Origin of the sequence: Chloroflexus sp. (assembly GCF_034431535.1) — a bacterium.
Taxonomy (GTDB): domain Bacteria; phylum Chloroflexota; class Chloroflexia; order Chloroflexales; family Chloroflexaceae; genus Chloroflexus.
This window is the reverse complement of record NZ_DAOUDC010000075.1, coordinates 18467-35483: the sequence shown is the minus strand read 5'-3', so window position 1 is coordinate 35483 and position 17017 is coordinate 18467. Positions and strand designations below refer to the sequence as shown.

General features: G+C 56.3%; 15 protein-coding genes and 2 pseudogenes. 4 read left to right on the top strand and 13 right to left on the bottom strand.

Going from position 1 to position 17017, the window contains the following annotated elements; all coding sequences use genetic code 11:
* Positions 1 to 312 precede the first annotated feature (312 nt).
* The 4 genes from accD (at position 313) to U9R61_RS19230 (ending at position 5000) form a co-directional block, all read left to right on the top strand.
* On the top strand, positions 313 to 1233 hold the full coding sequence (gene accD, locus U9R61_RS20000; protein WP_416208875.1) for an acetyl-CoA carboxylase, carboxyltransferase subunit beta: 921 nt from the start codon (positions 313 to 315) through the stop codon (positions 1231 to 1233).
* 18 nt (positions 1234 to 1251) lie between these two features.
* A complete protein-coding gene (locus U9R61_RS19995; protein ID WP_416208874.1) occupies positions 1252 to 2100 on the top strand; it encodes an acetyl-CoA carboxylase carboxyltransferase subunit alpha in 849 nt (282 codons plus the stop codon).
* Between the two features lie 203 nt (positions 2101 to 2303).
* Positions 2304 to 3545: a hypothetical protein gene (locus tag U9R61_RS19235; protein ID WP_322490427.1), complete on the top strand. Its 1242-nt coding sequence runs from the start codon at positions 2304 to 2306 to the stop codon at positions 3543 to 3545.
* Between the two features lie 237 nt (positions 3546 to 3782).
* The gene (locus U9R61_RS19230; protein WP_322490426.1) at positions 3783 to 5000 is read left to right on the top strand and encodes a hypothetical protein; all 1218 of its coding nucleotides are present in this window, start codon (positions 3783 to 3785) and stop codon (positions 4998 to 5000) included.
* Between the two features lie 65 nt (positions 5001 to 5065).
* Here the strand turns inward: U9R61_RS19230 and U9R61_RS19225 are convergent.
* From U9R61_RS19225 to U9R61_RS19165, 13 genes and pseudogenes are all read right to left on the bottom strand, one after another.
* A pseudogene (locus tag U9R61_RS19225) lies at positions 5066 to 6112 on the bottom strand (glycosyltransferase family 4 protein); the annotation flags it as partial.
* Between the two features lie 36 nt (positions 6113 to 6148).
* Entirely contained in the window at positions 6149 to 6703 is a 555-nt protein-coding gene (locus U9R61_RS19220) for a serine O-acetyltransferase (protein WP_322490425.1), read from the bottom strand.
* A 19-nt stretch (positions 6704 to 6722) separates the two neighbouring features.
* Positions 6723 to 7724 (bottom strand): exopolysaccharide biosynthesis glycosyltransferase EpsD, encoded by a 1002-nt coding sequence (epsD, locus tag U9R61_RS19215; RefSeq protein WP_322490424.1) that lies wholly within the window; start codon positions 7722 to 7724, stop codon positions 6723 to 6725.
* 4 nt (positions 7725 to 7728) lie between these two features.
* Complete coding sequence (locus tag U9R61_RS19210; RefSeq protein WP_322490423.1) at positions 7729 to 8271, bottom strand: acyltransferase; 543 nt, start codon at positions 8269 to 8271, stop codon at positions 7729 to 7731.
* 214 nt (positions 8272 to 8485) lie between these two features.
* Positions 8486 to 9448, bottom strand: coding sequence for a glycosyltransferase family 2 protein (locus tag U9R61_RS19205; RefSeq protein WP_322490422.1), 963 nt, complete (start codon positions 9446 to 9448; stop codon positions 8486 to 8488).
* 18 nt (positions 9449 to 9466) lie between these two features.
* Positions 9467 to 9760 carry a hypothetical protein gene (locus U9R61_RS19200; protein ID WP_322490421.1) on the bottom strand — a complete coding sequence of 98 codons (294 nt, stop codon included), beginning with the start codon at positions 9758 to 9760 and terminating at the stop codon, positions 9467 to 9469.
* Entirely contained in the window at positions 9715 to 10410 is a 696-nt protein-coding gene (locus U9R61_RS19195; RefSeq protein WP_322490420.1) for a glycosyltransferase family A protein, read from the bottom strand. Before U9R61_RS19195 ends, U9R61_RS19200 begins: the two co-directional genes overlap by 46 nt.
* 40 nt (positions 10411 to 10450) lie before the next feature.
* Complete coding sequence (locus tag U9R61_RS19190) at positions 10451 to 11173, bottom strand: polysaccharide deacetylase family protein (RefSeq protein WP_322490419.1); 723 nt, start codon at positions 11171 to 11173, stop codon at positions 10451 to 10453.
* 12 nt (positions 11174 to 11185) lie between these two features.
* Positions 11186 to 12187 carry a glycosyltransferase family 2 protein gene (locus U9R61_RS19185; RefSeq protein WP_322490418.1) on the bottom strand — a complete coding sequence of 334 codons (1002 nt, stop codon included), beginning with the start codon at positions 12185 to 12187 and terminating at the stop codon, positions 11186 to 11188.
* A 14-nt stretch (positions 12188 to 12201) separates the two neighbouring features.
* Positions 12202 to 13359 carry a DegT/DnrJ/EryC1/StrS family aminotransferase gene (locus U9R61_RS19180; protein ID WP_322490417.1) on the bottom strand — a complete coding sequence of 386 codons (1158 nt, stop codon included), beginning with the start codon at positions 13357 to 13359 and terminating at the stop codon, positions 12202 to 12204.
* Positions 13356 to 14369 (bottom strand): SDR family NAD(P)-dependent oxidoreductase, encoded by a 1014-nt coding sequence (locus tag U9R61_RS19175; RefSeq protein ID WP_322490416.1) that lies wholly within the window; start codon positions 14367 to 14369, stop codon positions 13356 to 13358. Before U9R61_RS19175 ends, U9R61_RS19180 begins: the two co-directional genes overlap by 4 nt.
* A gap of 60 nt (positions 14370 to 14429) precedes the next feature.
* Positions 14430 to 15548, bottom strand: coding sequence for a DegT/DnrJ/EryC1/StrS family aminotransferase (locus tag U9R61_RS19170; protein WP_322490415.1), 1119 nt, complete (start codon positions 15546 to 15548; stop codon positions 14430 to 14432).
* 40 nt (positions 15549 to 15588) lie between these two features.
* Positions 15589 to 16616 (bottom strand): annotated as a pseudogene (locus tag U9R61_RS19165) (Gfo/Idh/MocA family protein).
* Positions 16617 to 17017: the final 401 nt, after the last annotated feature.

Below are 17017 nucleotides of genomic sequence, written 5' to 3'. Positions count from 1 at the left end.
GCGGAGCGCGCCACGCGGGCCGTCCTCCGTGTCAACCGCGGTGCGATTGACGATGAGGAGTATAGCAATTCTGGCCCGATTTGTCAAGCGGGGCAAGCTGCCGGCGATGCGCGGCTCGTTTTTGGCTTTCTAGTCGGCTAAAATACCTTTATCCCGCTCGCGTTTCAGTTCAGTTCGATCGCGCAATGTCAATCAGATCTCGCAGATACACCCCTCTTTACGGCTCATGCTATAATACATGGCAATAACGCCACTGTGAATAAAATCACCAGCAGACGCGCGCATGTGCGCCAAGTGAAAGCGTAGGGAACAGTGAAAGAGTTCTTCCGCCTCAGCCGAAAAGGGTTTACCGGGCCCGATGATCAGGACAATGCCCAAATCCCGGACGATCTGTGGGTGAAGTGCAGCGAGTGTCGCGAGCTGATTTACAAGAAACAGCTCAACGACAACCTCAAAGTCTGCCCGAAGTGCGGTCATCACATGCGCCTTAGCGCCCACGAGTGGATCGGTCTGCTCGATGTCGGATCGTTCCGCGAGATGGACGCTAATCTGTTGCCGACCGACCCGCTCGGTTTTGTTGCTGCTGATGAGAGCTATGCCGCCAAATTGGCCAAGGCCCAGCAGCGTACCGGTATGGCTGATGCCGTGATTTCCGGTGTCGGCGCGATTAGCGGTATAAAACTGTGCGTCGCCGTCGGCGATTTCTCGTTTATGGGTTCGTCAATGGGCAGCGTCTACGGCGAGAAAATGGCCCGCGCCGCCGAGCGCGCCGCTGAGTTGGGCTTGCCGTTGCTGACGATTAATACCTCAGGCGGTGCGCGCCAGCAAGAGGGTGTGATCGGCTTGATGCAAATGGCCAAGGTAACGATGGCGCTGACCCGCTTGGCGGCTGCCGGCCAACCCCATATCGCTCTGTTGGTTGACCCATGCTACGGTGGTGTGACCGCCTCTTACCCGTCGGTGGCCGATGTGATTATCGCTGAACCGGGCGCCAACATTGGCTTTGCCGGCAAGCGCCTGATCGAGCAGATTATGCGCCAGAAGTTGCCTGCTGGTTTCCAGACGGCTGAGTTTATGCTCGAACACGGGATGATCGATATGGTGGTGCCGCGCAGTGAGATGCGCGATGTGCTGGCTCGCCTCCTCAAACTCTATCAGCAGCGACCGGCTCCGGCAGCCAGAACCGATCAGCTTGCGGCGCGCCGCGCTACTCTTCCGCAGCCGATTATGTAAGATCACGCGAGGCACGGTATGGAAGAAACTCCTCTCCAACAAACGATGACTCCGTGGGATCGCGTGCAGTTGGCGCGCCATCCGCAGCGTCCGCATACCCTCGACTATATCGCCGCTCTCTGCGAGGATTTTGTCGAGTTGCACGGCGATCGACGGTTTGGTGATGATCCGGCGATGGTTGGCGGGATGGCGACGTTTGCCGGCCAGACGGTGATGGTGATCGGCCACCAGAAGGGCAACGATACCCGTGAGAATATGCGGCGCAATTTCGGTATGCCGCATCCCGAAGGCTATCGCAAGGCGCAGCGGTTGATGCGCCACGCTGAGAAGTTTGGGTTGCCGGTGATTTGCTTTGTGGATACCCCCGCCGCCGATCCGACCAAGAGTTCGGAAGAGCGTGGGCAAGCTAATGCGATTGCCGAAAGCATTATGCTGATGACGACCTTGCGGGTGCCGAGCATTGCTGTCGTCATTGGCGAGGGCGGTAGCGGCGGCGCCTTGGCGATCAGTGTCGCCGATCGCATTCTGATGCAAGAGAATTCGATCTATTCCGTTGCCCCTCCCGAAGCAGCCGCTTCGATCCTCTGGCGCGATGCCGCGAAGGCGCCTGAGGCTGCCAAGGCCCTGAAGCTGACCGCCGCCGATCTCTTTGAGTTGCGCATTATCGATGAGGTGATTCCGGAACCTCCCGGCGGCGCTCATACTGACCGTCTTGCCGCTATTACTGCGGTCGGCGAACGGCTCCGCTTCCATTTGGCCGATTTGCAGCAGCGTGATCTCGACACCCTGCTGCGTGAACGGTACCAAAAGTATCGTTCGATGGGCCAGTATCAAGAGCAGCAGATGGATTTCTTTGCCCGCCGGTAATGCGCTATTACGAGGTTAGATGAGATAAGGCTAGAACGGGCGGGTTACAAACCCGCCCGCTCTGTTTCCATCTGCTTTTGCCATCGCACACATGAGCAATGTTTTTAGTACTATATGCCTATACTGCGCGTGATGACATTTTGTTCATCAGATGGTAGAGTAGCCAAGGGTGACGCCATAACGACACCAGAAAAGGCATATCAATGGTTCATACACGATGGCTCGTCCTTGTAGCTTTCATTCTGCTGAGCGTCGTTGCTACTCTGCCCGTTCCCGTCTTGTCACAGGCATGCCCAACTGATCGCTCGCATCTTATTCCCCGCTTTGAAGGACGTTGGTTTCTCGTTGGGGCAAATGTGCCGTGGCTCAACGGCGGCTTTGGTGCCGATTTCGCTACCGTTGAGGAATGGAATCAACACACCTATGATCCGAACGCTACTCGGATCATGTTTCGCACGCTACGCCAGCAAGGGGCGAATACCCTGCGTTGGTGGCTGTTTGCCGATGGTCGTGGGACACCTGAGTTTGATACCAACAGTGGCGGTGCCGTCACCGGGCTCGATGCCAATTTTTTGCCGAGCCTTGCCAACGCCATTCAAATCGCAGCCGAAGAGGATATATATCTCGTTTTCAACCTCTGGAGCTTCGACATGCTGATGGCAGACTCGACGGTATCTGGACGAGGCGAGCATGCAGGCGGCCATCGCGATCTGATTGTTGAAAGCGCCAAACGCGTGTCGTTTATCAATAACGCGCTCTTGCCGATGCTGAACTACCCGGTAGGCGCTAGTGGCTATACCATCGGCACCCATCCTCATGTGTTGGCATGGGATATCTTCAACGAGCCGGAATTTGTTATTAACGAGCTGCCTCATTTTGTTCCAGCGAGCGATATTTCCCAACCAGTGACGCTGGCTCAAATGCAACGGTTTATCGCCGAGATTTCTGGCGCAATCCATCGCAATTCCAATCAGTTGACCACCGTTGGCAGCGCGTCGATGAAGTGGAACAGCACCGGCGCCCTCGGCGCTGCCGGTAATTTCTGGAGTGACGCCGCGCTGATAGCATACGATCCGCAGGGTTATCTCGATTTCTACCAGATTCATTACTATGGCTGGATGAACGGCGATGAACGCTATTGGAGCTATTCGCCGTTATTTATTGACTGGTATGAAGGCCAATTCGATAAGCCGGTGGTGATCGGCGAGGTGCCCGCTAATGCAGGCGGCACCAACCGCACCCCAACCCAATTGCTGGCCGAGTTGCGCGCTAATTGCTATGCCGGTGCGTGGGTATGGCCCTATTTTAATGTCAGCGATAATACCGGCCAATGGTCAGATGCCGCCGCCGCCGTCAAAGCCTTGACCGATGCAGTTCCAGCCGAGATGCGGATTGTCAAAACAGCGCTCACGCCGCGCGTCTACATTCCATTGGCGTTGCGCTGAAGGGGCAATTAATCTTGTTGAACTGTACGTGAACCGGCCAATCAATGCTCTGTTAGGGTGGATACAGTTTGGTTTTAACCATTACTTACAGTGGGGAACAGCGACGTTTCTTATGGGGGCGATCTTGCGTTGCTGTTTACCCTGCCCCTCAGGCCCGCATTCGCTCCCCAAACGGCAATGACGCTCTCAACTCCGGGATCATCCGGCTTGAGGCGCTGTGGCATGACGGAGGTTTACATGCAGCGACGATTATGGCTGCTCGCCGCTAGTATGATGTGCTTCACCGCTTTGCTCTGGGTGATGTGGCAGCCATCACCCGCAGTTGTAGCCAATGGCAGCAATCGCCAGTTTATTCCGTTGATTGTCAAACCGGCTATCTTCACTGAAACCTTCACCGGTGAACCATCACGACCACAAAGCTGGAATCCGGACAACTGGGATGTCACCGTTCATTCGCGTGATGTCAACACGTGGTATCAGCTTGAGCCGATGGAGGCTGAACATAGCGCGGATTGCGCGCCAGCGCCGGCGACGCACACGATTAGCGCGTATGAGGATGCAGTCTATCTTTGCCGTAATCATCTAATGACGGCCATAAAAGCCAGCGGTTACGGGATGGTCTATCTCACGCCGGATCATTTAGTTGATTTTAGCAGCGGGACTGCTACAATCCGTTTTGACGTATCAACCCTGCGCACGAGTCTGCGCGATTGGATTGATATTTGGATCAGCCCTTACAATGATCATCTCCAACTTCCGCTCGATATGGAGGTTGATTTAAGCGGGCCGCCGCGTAATGCTGTGCAGGTGCGCATGGATCTCAGCGGCAATTACTTTGACGTGGTAGTCTATCGCAATTTCCAGCCTACCGTCATTGATGGCGCGCCGATCCCGTATGAGCGTTTCCTCGATCCGAGTCCAACGCGCCGCGACACATTTGAATTGCAGCTTGCGCGCACAAGCGTGAAGTTTGGTATGCCGGCGTACAATTTTTATTGGGTTGATACGCGCATTGCCGATCTAGGCTGGAGCCAAGGCGTGGTCCAGTTTGGCCATCACTCGTACAATCCGCTGAAAGATTGCGTCACGTGCCGGCCGGGCACGTGGCACTGGGATAACGTGACGATAAGTCCGTCACAACCATTTACCATGATTGCCGCCAATCGCCGGTTTGTCGATCGAGCTAATTCAACGGTCACACTAACAGCTCCGGTGCCGGCAAATGCGCGGCTGCGTTTTGCCGGCATTGGCCCGAATCTACAAGTGCGGTTTGATGGCGGCGCTTGGCAAACAGCGCAGGTGCAGGCGCATAATACGCGCTACTTCAAAGATGAACATTTTCGCAGCTTCTGGATGCCGATCCCAGCCGGGGTGACCCGAATCGAGTTCCGCGGCGATCGTTGGTGGGGTGGTGATTGGCACGCCCGTGACATTAGTGTTTGGGCTTTACCCTGATGATAGCTCGCAGTTTGCCTGCGCTTGACATCGTTGCCATCGCGACCTACCTGATCCATCAGTTCAGCGATTCGGGCCGCGTTGTGGATCGCATCAAAATGCTGTTCGGCGTGACGCCGGGCGGCTTGCGCCATCCGCGCTCGCGTCTCTGGCTGATCGATCAGGAGTTGCAGACGGGCAGCAAGGGCTGCTGGATCGTCTGGCGGTACCAGAATCCCATTGATGCCATCTTGCACAATATCGGGCAACCCGCCGATCGGTGTGGCAATGACGGGCACGCCGCACGCAATCGCTTCGACGGCAGCGATGCCAAACGCTTCCGCTTGGGTCGGGAAGACAAAAATATCGGCCTGCTGGTAGAGTTCGATCAATTGCGGTGCATTGGGGTGCAGGTTGCGATAGATGAACATCCGCTCCGCCGGTTCAACCGCACTCCGTGTCACGACATGCACTTCCACTTCTGCCGCGGTCTCGATCAGGCGCAGCGCTGCCAATAGGGTTGGCCCGCCTTTCCGCTCAAAATCGCCACCGACGAAAAGGATGCGTAACGGGCCGTGGGCGCGATCACGCTGTGGTTGCCACCGAGAGAGATCAATGCCGGGAGGAATAACGCGCACTCGCGCTGGCGACACGCCATACTCGCGTACGAGCGCCTCGCCTGCCCACCGCGACCACGGCAAGACCCACGCGGCGCGCTGAAACAGGCGAACATTCAGCCAATGCTTTGCGGCGGACAGCGGGCCTGCTCGATCGGCGCGATGCTGGTACAATGCTGCCATCGCGTCATACTGGCGCGGCGTAATATCGGTGGCGAGCAGATAGGGCCGGCGATGTACCAGCTTGCCGGCCAATGCCGCCGGCACTTGGGTGTTAAAGAGCGCTACATCATACGTGGCCGCGCGCAGCGCTTGCCGTACTTGTTGCCTTCCGCGCCACATTCCGCGCACGTTCGTCGGCAATGGCAGCCGCTCGATCCATCCACTCTCGTCGTAATAGGTGATGTTGGCCCACTGTGCCGTGATCTGCGACTGGTGAGCAAAGCCGAATCGTAGATTCTCGGCGTAGGTGCGATGACCAAGATGTTGTTCAAGAACAAAAAGCGCTCTTGTCATCCCTGCTTGCGCTTTCTAGGAGCCAACGAACATTCGCTATGCGTTCACCCGTTCAGTCGCTGCCGGCATGCCATCGATCTTCACGACACGCGCCGGTATCCCAACTACGGTTGCGCCTACCGGCACATCGCGTGTCACGACGGCATTGGCGCCAATGCGAGCGCGATCGCCAATTGTAATCCCGCCTAAGACTCGTGCTCCGGCGCCGATAAACACATCGTCGCCGATCACGGGAAACTCCCACTCGTTGCGCATCCCAATCGTGACCGTAGCGACAATTGTGCAATTGCGGCCAATACGCTGCGGCGCAACGACTGTGCCGATGGGATGGGCAATGTACAGACCGCCGCCGATGTCAGCGCCAACCACAATTTCAAGACCGTAGCGCCGGTACAACCTTCGCTGTACATAACCGGGTAGAAACGGGAGGCCGCGTTGCTTGCACCATGATCCGAAGCGGAACCAGAGCATGGCCCGGAGCGGGAAATGGCGAAAGAGGAGCGCCAATAGTTGCCGCCAACTCAACGGCGCGGTGCTGATTTGTCCCGGCACAACCCAGCGCCGGGCATCTTGCAGAAAGAGTTCCCACATACGCTGCATCCCTATCATGTCATGCCTGCGTGGCAGTGATGGTCGTTTCCGGGCCGAAAAAGCGATCGCGCCCGCCTAGTTCATCGGCGACGCCCTGATAGTAACGTAGATTGAAAATTGCGCTGTAGATTGGCCGGCTGCTCTGCTCGCCCAGCACACGATGCATCAGTAACGCGAGCTGAGACATGACCGCCAATGCTGTCGCGCTCGACCGGCCACGGTCGAGCAGTACCCATACCAACCAGCGTGTCAACCGGTTGCGCTGGCCGAATTCACGCCGGACAAACCCAATGAGATCGATTTGCTGTTCGCGCCCAAAGATAATGTCGTTACGTCCGTAGATATATGGCGTCACCAGCCACGACGCGAAGCTGCGTTCGGCATAGTGATACCCGGCGGCTTGCGGCGCAAAGATAAACTCAACCCCTAGTTTATTGAGGCGATAGGCTAATTCGATGTCCTCGGCCCGGCGGAATCGCTCGTCAAAGCCACCCGCAGCCATCACAAGCTGGCGGGCTAAAGAGGTGTTGCCGGTGTAGAACTGGCGCGCCGTTGCCGGCCAAACCCCGCTGGTCATCGCCCGATATTGCTTTTCGAGCATTGCTTGTTCCCATGCTACCCATGGCGACAAGCAAGCATCGGGAGGGGTAAGCATCGTGCCTAGCACGACCCGGTTGGCTCGTTCCTCGTGCAGGCGCAGATGTTCGGCAATCAGATTGGGGGCCGGCACAACATCATCGTCGAGAAAGAGCACCAGTGCGCCCCGCGCCGCCGCCACTCCCCGATTGCGCGCCGCTGCCGGTCCTGCATTTGCCTGTTGAATGAAGTTCAGGCGGAATGGCATTTGCACCTGCTGGCAATAATCTGCCGTGCCGTCGGTTGAGCCATCAGAGACAATCACAACCTCAAACCGATCAGGTGAGTATGTCTGCGCAGCTAATGCCGCCAGCACTCGTTGCAGGCGCGCTAACCGGTTGTAGGTTGGAGTCACGACACTTATTGTTATCGATTGCTCGTTCATACGCTCATAACTGCCGGATCACGCGCGCCGGCACCCCGGCAGCGAGCGATCGTGGCGGAATACTCTTTGTTACTACACTTCCAGCGCCGATCACGCTACCGGCGCCGATCGTTACTCCGCTTAAGACTGTTACTCTCCCGCCCAACCATACATTCTCTTCTAACACAATCGGCGCTGAAGGAGGTCGCTCTTGCCGCCGTTCCGGTTCGAGCCGGTGAAAATCATTGTCCATGATCATGGCATACGTGCCGATATTGCACCGTGGTCCGATCCGCACTAGCTCGGTGGCGGCAATCGAGCAACCGTAATTGATGAACGTCCCGTCACCAATTTCCAGCCGCGCACCATGCGCGACTGCTAATTCCAAAGGAACCACCGTCGAAACCAAACGCGCTCGTTCCCCGATCACCAACTGGCCATAATTGTGAACGACCGGACGCCCCCACAGCCGCACTCGTAGCCCTAATTCGGCGTTGCGTAGATACCAGCGTGCTCGCAGCACGGCAAAAATGTCACTTATGATGGCGGATAACGGGCGTGATGGCATGGTCTAGATTTCCTCTACGCTCATCATCACCTTATCGAACTGAGATGAATAGTCGCTAAATAGACTTATCATCTGCGTTAACAATTTCGTCGTTCGCTCCTAGACATATTTTTATTATCTCCGCGTAGGTTGTATTTTCATAGAGCGAGCGTACTATGAGACGCTCTCGCTTCTTTTTATTATCTCCGCGTAAGTCTTTCCACGTTTACCCCTGCTACGCACTACTGCTGCGCAGCGCGATAGCCAATGGCACTTCCGCTGCGCAAGCATCGGCTTGCAAACCGCGCAATTGCTCGCCGCTGACGAATCCTTCATGTGGCGACAAACGAAAGCCATCCCAAAAGCCGCGCAACCGTTGACCAGCGTAGCACAGCTCGCGCCGATCGCCGCGCAGCGTTTTCGGCAGAGTGCTCAGAATGTATTTCACTTCACGGGCGAGAAACCAAGCTCCTGCAAACAGATCGCCGCGGCGGGTGAAGCGGCCAAAGTTGCCGCCGTTGCCGTACTGATAGCGCGCAAAGAGCGTCTCGGCTTCGGCGTACGAGCGGAAGCCATGCGTATGCACAACCGCAATATGCGGGCAAATCTTGTATTGAGCGCCACTGCGCACAATTCGCCAGCATAGGTCGGTATCGTCGGAAGCGCGCAACCGGCTGCCGGGGCCGCAGAACTCATCATATCCACCCACCCGATCAAACAGGCGGCGCCGCATGCTGAAATTAGCTCCAGAAGCATGGAGCGGAAAATGCCAGCGCGAGAGGTATGGCCAAGCCTCGAATGCCGGTGTATAACCGCTGTCTGGATCGTATGGCGGCGCGGTGAGTCGTCCAGCGATGAAATCAAGCGCTGGATCGGCGCTGAACTCGGCGACAATCTGTGTCAGCCAGTCTGGTTGCACTTCAACATCGTCGTCAATCAAGGCAATAATGTCGCCCCGACTGGCGGCAATGCCCAAATTACGCGAACTTGCCGCCCCAAAACCGGGCCGCCGGTTGAGCAAATAGTGAAAGCGCGGATCGCGCCAGAATGGTTCGAGAATGAACGCGCTGGTATCATCAGGGCTTTGATCAACCACAAAGAGTTCAAAGTTCTGATAGATGCTGCGAAAGACGCTCTGCACTGCATCGCGCAGCGGTTGCGGACGTTGTTTGGTTGGAATGATAATTGAAACCAGCATACATTTCTGCTCCGCAAATTACAACAACCGCTCAACAGTGGATGTGGCGGCGATCGGCCGATACACCAACCGTTCCCGATCAACCGAATGAGCTAAACCTCGCATGCACCCCCGTATCAGCGCAACCAGTCGCCCTAATCCTCGCGGACGGCGCAACCGAAGCAGCGGCATTAGCGGTTCGAGCAAAGCCGGCACCAACAATTCGTACCCTAACACAACCACAGCTTGCCAATGCCCCGCCTTCAATGGCTTGATATACGCTGCGCCTAACCCTTCCCAGTCACGCGCAGCCAATTCACGCGCTTCAGCCATGTGCGAAACCCGTCGTGAATGACGTCGGTGGCTGGCGTCTCGATGACATGCCAGCCATGGGCAATGGCCCGCAGGGCAATATCAGCGTCTTCGGCGGAAGGAAACTTGCCGCCGGCTCCTAACGCTTCATCAAACCCGCCTATCGCCAGTACAGGATCACGCCGCACCGCCATGCCCGCCCCAATGCCACGCGCCCGGCATTTCCCGAGAAAGTTTTTCACCACCGTTCGTTGTTGGCGTTGATAGGCTGGAATAAATCCGGCGCTCGGATCGTGCGGCCCTGGTAGCACATTGCAGAAGAGCACTGCTGCCTGTGGCTCGCGCTGAAATTCTTCTTCAATCACCCGCAGCCAATTGGCCGGCACGCGGCAGTCGTCATCGGTAAAGGCGACCAATGGCCCACGTGCCAGTTGTAAGCCGATGTTGCGCGCTATTCCCAAGCCTCTGGTAGCCGTCGCGATATACCGTAACCGGCGATCACGCTGAAAACGACGGAGTGCTGTGGCTGTGGTCGTATCGGTGCTTTGATCAATGACGATCAATTCAAATGCCGGATGATCGTTGGCGAGAATGCTTTCAACCGCAACCACCGCGCTCTCACCTCGATTGCGAGTGCAGATGATGGCGTTCACCGTTGGATACTCATACACTTCTTGCCCCCTCGCACTTCACAATGTCGCCGTGAATCTATCATTTGCCATATGCCGGCAATCCTAGCAGTTCCGGGATCGTGACAATCTCATACCCTTCGCTACGCAACCATGGCGCCAGCATACGCACCGCTCGCGCCGTTTCGCTCTTTTCCCACCGGATTTGATTCGATACAGAGTCGTGCATCAAGATGATCGAGCCGGGTTTTACCAACGGCTTGATCTGCGCCACTAATTGCGCTGCCGGCACTTCCGGCACTTCCGGCACTTTCCAATCATCAGGGTAGATGTCCCACCCGATCACGGCATATCCCCGTTGCTGCAACCGCCGCCCTTCCCATGGCGTCAACCAGCCCCACGGCGGACGGTAGAGACGTGGACGACGCCCGATGACTTGCGTAATCGCATTTGTCGCCGCATCGATGTGGTCGCCGCCGCTCAGCATCAGACCGGCTTTACGGCTGTGCATCATCGAGTGGTTGCCGATCACATGGCCCTCGGCAAAGGCGCGTTGGACGACATCCGGGTGCCATTGCACGCTGAGCCCGACGCAGAAGAAGGTCGCTTTGACGCCAAGCTCACCAAGCGTATCGAGGAGCAGTTCGGTGCTGGGTTTGCTCGGCCCATCATCGAACGTGAAAGCCACCGCGCGTCTTGTACGCGGTCCATAGTTGTGATAGTAGCCAAACCCACCATACGGCGGGCTAAGCAAAAGGCTTCCCATCTGATCAATAGCTTTGGTGAGGGTTGTCCGTACATTCATGCTACACCTTATTCAGACCGAGACCGTCGCTTGTTCGGCTACAGCCGGTTGTGTGCGACGAAAAAGCTTGTCGTAAAGCTTTGCGCCGAGCAATGCACGCAGAGCAATGGCCACTGAACCTTTTTGCAGGATGGTCTCCCACGGGCTGACCTGTAATCCGACACGGTAGAACTGCCAACCGAGCCGCATATTGCCGCTAAAGACGGCATCAGCCGCAAATGAAATTAAGGCCCGCTGTCGCGCTTTGCGGTAAAGCCATTGCTTTTGCCGCCGCTCCTCTTCCGGCATTAAGCTAAATGTCCAATCAAAGATGCGGAAGAGTTCGTAGATCGCGTTCCGCAGTGCGGTCGGATCTTTCGACATACTCGATGGGTGCCGGCGGTAGGCGTAGAGCATCTCATCAATGTAGGCAATATCGCCAATGAGGCATAACCCTAGCCACATTTGTGCGTCGAGCGACCAGCGTAAGGTTTGGTCGTAGCCGCCAAGCGCCTCGTACGCGCTTTTGCGAATCATTGTGCCGCTATGCTGTGGGTAGCCTTTGAGCAGAAAATCGGCAAAGACTCCCTTCCCATCATGCACATAACTACGTTCTGCTGCCCGGCTGACAAAACTCAGCGTTTGTTCGTCAGCGTAAAGACCGTATGCGCTGAATGCCATCACCACCCGCGGATTCTGTTCCAGCGCCTCGACTTGGCGGGCAAAGGCATACGGCGAAACCACCCAGTCATCGGCTGAGATTACACTCAGGTATGTGCCGCGCGATTCTTGCATCCCCTCAATGAGCGACGCGACAAAGCCTTTGTTTTGCTCGTGGTTGATCAGTCGCACACGCGGATCGCTCAGATATGGCGCTATGACTTCGAGCGAGTTGTCGGTGGAACGGTCATTGATCACAATCACCTCGAAGTCACGAAAACTCTGCTGAAGTATTGAATCGAGACAATTGGCGAGGAAGCGAGCGTAGTTGTAGTTTAAGACCGTGACTGATACCGAAGGTGCGTTGCCTTGCATAGCCAGCTTCTCTATCAGCGCACGCAGGCTGCTGCTAATGTTTCGACCACATAGTCTTGATCTTCGGTCGTCATCTGTGGATAGAGCGGCAACAGGATGCTGCGATCTTGACCGTATTCCGAGTGTGGCAAATGGTACCCCTCTGCGCGCCAATACGGTTGTTCGCGATGCGTGCACATAATGCCGCGCTGGGTGGCGATACCGTGGTCGAGCATATACTGCATCACTTCCCGCTGTTCGCACCAATCCGGCAGATAGATCGGGTAGCTCTGCCAGTTGGTGCGCGCATAGGCCGGCTCGGTCGGCACACCAACCCCCGGAATGGCCCTGAGTAGTTTGGCGTAGCGCGCTGCTAACTGTCGTCGCATTGCTACAATCTCTGGCAAGCGCCTCAGTTGCTCGCGCCCGACGGCTGCCTGTATGTCAGTCATACGGTAGTTGTAGCCCACCACGTTGTACTCTTCAAAAATTACCTGATTGGACAGATGGCGCACCCGGTCATTAACGCTCATCCCATGCTGGCGCAAGAGGCGGCACAAGTTGGCATACTCGGCATTGTTAGTCGTGAGCATGCCTCCATCGCCGGTGCTCAGCACCTTGCGTGGGTGGAACGAGAAACAGGCGATCACACCGTGCGGTTTGCCAATCTTCTCCCAATGCCCCTCCCACCAGAGTTCGCTCCCGATCGCGCAAGCGGCATCTTCGATCACCGGCAAGCTATGCACTTCCGCCACTGCCAAGATGCGCGCCATATCAGCCGGCATCCCCATCTGATGCACAGTCAAAATCGCTTTGGTGCGCGATGTGATCGCCGCTTCGATCAGCGCCGGATCCATATTGTGCGTCACCGGATCGATGTCAACAAAGACCGGTTCGGCTCCGCAATAACGCACGCTGTTTGCGGTGGCAATATACGAATGGCTGACTGTGATCACTTCATCACCGGGACCAGCTCCTACCGCCAACAGGGCAAGATGCAGTGCAGTGGTGCAATTCGAGACGGCTACTGCATGCGCGGCGCCGGTATAGGCGGCAAACTCTTGCTCAAATGCGGCCACTTCCGGCCCTTGCGTGATCCACCCCGACAAAATGACGCGCTGGGCCGCTTCAGCTTCGGCATAGCCCATCACCGGTTTGGCCAGTGGAATCTGGCGCTTGGCTGTCGTTGTCATAGTCGGGTAATCTCCTCTTTTTTCCAATTGTGAACTCGCTCTTCGGTCAACAGAGCCTCGATCGCCACACCACGCGATAGATACCATTCGTGCAGCCACTGCAACCCTTCGCGCAACGAGACGGTTGGCGCGAAGCCGAGCACCTGTTGCGCCCGTGAGCTGTCGGCATAGAGCCGCAACACATCTCCCGGTCGCGGTTCGTCATGGATGACCGGCGCGTCGGGATGCCCTATCACCTCAGCAACGGTGCGGGCCAGCTCGTTGATCGAAATTTCGCGGCCCTGTCCAATATTAAACGTACCGCCAACTGCGCTTTCAACCATACCCGCCAGCAGAATGCCACGGGCCGTATCGCTGACGTAGGTGAAATCACGGGTTTGCGTGCCGTCGCCAAAGATGATCATCGGCTTGCCAACCATTGCCCGTAGCATGAATTTCGGAATTACCTCACCACTATCGCCTTCGTGATGGCTACGCGGGCCAAAGCTGTTAAACGGGCGCACTACCACGGTCGGGTAGCGATAGCTTTCCCAGAAAGCGCGAGTGTAGCACTCGCCAGCCAGCTTGCCCCCGCCATAGACCGTCATCGGAAAGGTCGGGTGCTCTTCTGTCATCGGCACCCAGCGCGCCGTGCCATACACCTCCGAGCTTGACACATACACGAAGCGCGGTACTTCGGCCCGGCGGGCCAAATCAAGCAAGATGAGCGTGCCGGTCGCGTTGACATCATGGTTCTCGAACGGATCATGCAGACTATGGCGCACACCGAGACAAGCCAGATGGTAGACGATCTCAACCCCGCGTGGCAAGCGCGCCATCGCGTCACGGTCACGAATATCAACCACGGCCAACTCAACTTCGGCATTGCGCAGGTGTGCAAGATTGGCCCGCTTGCCATTCACTAAGTTATCAACCGCGATCACCCGGTAGCCGGCTTCGGCCAGTTGCGTCACCAGCTCGCTGCCAATAAAACCGGCCCCGCCGGTGACGAGAATCCGTTTTGTGGTCATGGGTTACCCTCGCGATAAATAACGATTTCGTAGGGAGGCAACAGCACTGTATCCTACGCCCTACGAAGCCACAGCCGTAATCTGCTGCATCCAACCCTGCATCGCATTCGCCACCGCCTGCTGTTGTTCGGCGGTCAATTCAGGAAACATTGGCAGCGAGAGCACTTCTGCCGCCGCCGCTTCGGTCTGCGGAAAATCACCCGCTTGATAGCCCAATTCGGCAAACGCCTTTTGCATATGCACCGGGATCGGATAGTGAATGCCGGTGCTCACGCCATGCTCGTGTAAATACGCTTGCAATTCGTCGCGGCGGGCATCGCGAATCGCATAAATGTGATAGACATGACGGCGATCAGGCAGAGCGGTGGGAGTGCGCACCCCCATTGGCGCTAGTAACCCATCATAGCGAGCCGCTGCCGCGCGGCGCAACTCCGTCCACTGTTCGATATAGCCCATCTTCACGCGCAAAATCGCGCCCTGAATGCCTTCCATCCGGTAATTGAAACCCCTGAGATCGTGATGATAGCGCCGTTCAGCCCCCCAGTCGCGCAACATACGCACCGTGCGGGCCAGTTCAGGATTGTTAGTTGTCACAGCGCCGCCTTCACCATACGCACCTAGATTCTTGCCGGGGTAGAAGCTAAAGCAACCTAGATCGCCAATGCTGCCAACCCGCCGGCCCTTATATTCAGCTCCGTGCGCTTGCGCCGCGTCTTCAATAACAACCAGCCCATGCTTGCGCGCAATCGCCATAATCGCATCCATCTCAGCCGGCTGGCCGTACAGATGCACTGGAATGATCGCCTTGGTGCGCGGCGTAATCACAGCTTCAATCTGAGCCGGATCAATCGTAAAGCTGACCGGATCAATATCCGCAAACACCGGTCGGGCGCCGGTATAGTCAATCGCTGAGACGGTGGCGATAAAGGTGTGCGACGTCGTAATCACCTCATCGCCGCGCCCGACGCCAGCAGCTAGCAGGGCCAGATGCAGCGCGCTCGTGCCGGAATTAACTCCCAAGGCATAGCGGCATTGGATGTAATCAGCGAATAATTCTTCAAACGCCGCTACTTCTTTACCTAAGACAAACTGAGTACTGGCTAGAGTATTAAGCACTGCTCGATCGATCTCTTCTTTGATCGAGAGGTACTGAGCTTTCAAATCAACAAATGGGATCATGAACATCCCCTTTCACAATATGCGGATGTGTTATTGTTGACTAACAATGACCAATGCGCTTACCCCAACGCAATCGTTGGCCACAATTGGTCATCGAGCGTGTTGCTGCTTCCAGAATGCGAATGACGCGCAGGCCGGCATAGCCATCCGACTGTGGCCGGCGACCATTGCGCACACAATCCACAAAATGCTCGGCCTCGATCCGCAATGCCTCGATGTTGTCGAGCCGCGGCGCCCACATATCGCCGGTGCGGTAGCCGACATGGCGCTGGTAGACAGCATCTTCGCTCTCGCTTACAATGATGCCTTTGTCGTAGACCTTCACTTTTTCACTCATTTCAATATCATCATAGACAATCATCTTTTCCGATCCACCAATCAGGGTTTTCCGAATCTTCACTGGCGCTATCCAATTGACATGAAAATGGGCAATCAAGTTGTTAGGAAAATAGCAGGTCAAGTAGGCCATATTTTCCAGCTTGCCCGGCACATGCGCCATGCCAGTCGCTGCGATCATCGTTGGGATCGCCCCAACCAGATAATCCATCATCGACAGATCATGCACAGCCAAATCCCAGAGCACGTTCACATCATTTTGGAACAAGCCCAGATTGACCCGCACCGAGTCGTAGTAGTAGAGCGAACCCAGCGCACCGTTATCGATCAGTTCTTTAATCTTGCGCACGGCGCTGGTATAGATCAACGTATGATCCACCATCAGCGTCAACCCACGACGCTCGGCCTCTTCCACCAGCCGCTCCGCTTGGGTGACGGTGGCCGTAAACGGCTTCTAACCAGCACGTGCTTGCCAGCCTGCAATGCCATCAGCGCTAATTCAAAGTGTGATGATACCGGTGTCGCTACCGCCACCGCATCAAGGTCAGAATTGCGCAGCATATCAGCGACATCAGCGTAGGTCTTCACTGAGGGATAGACTTGTTCGACCAATGCGCGTCGTTCGCTTCGTTGATCGCACACTGCTACAACCCGAGCGCCGGAAACTTGGGCAAAATTGCGCACGAGGTTGGGGCCCCAGTAGCCGTACCCGATAACGCCAATTCCTATCATAGTGACACCTGCCTTGATAAATTTCAAAAGGAAGCAACTAGAACAGTTTATGTGTAATATAGTAGGAACGTATGATGATAATGAGGTGAATTCTAGCTAGGAGGGTATAAGAGGTTTGTGATATTGATTGACGAATCAAGAATCAATCTAATAAATTTCAATACCACAAAATTGACCCCTTTCTTGGAGGGATGGTATTGTGCCTGAAGGTGCGGGGGATTGGTAAAACAAAGCCAACACGCTGCGGTGCAAATTCACGGGAGCGCACCCCGCTCCTCGTTGTGCGGGTGCGCAGCGCGCGCAGCTATCTCCTGCTCCGGCGCACACCCATAGCGTATAGGCTCCCATTCCGCTAAAACAGGGGATTACGTCGCCTCGCTTTGCTCGGCTCGCAATGACAG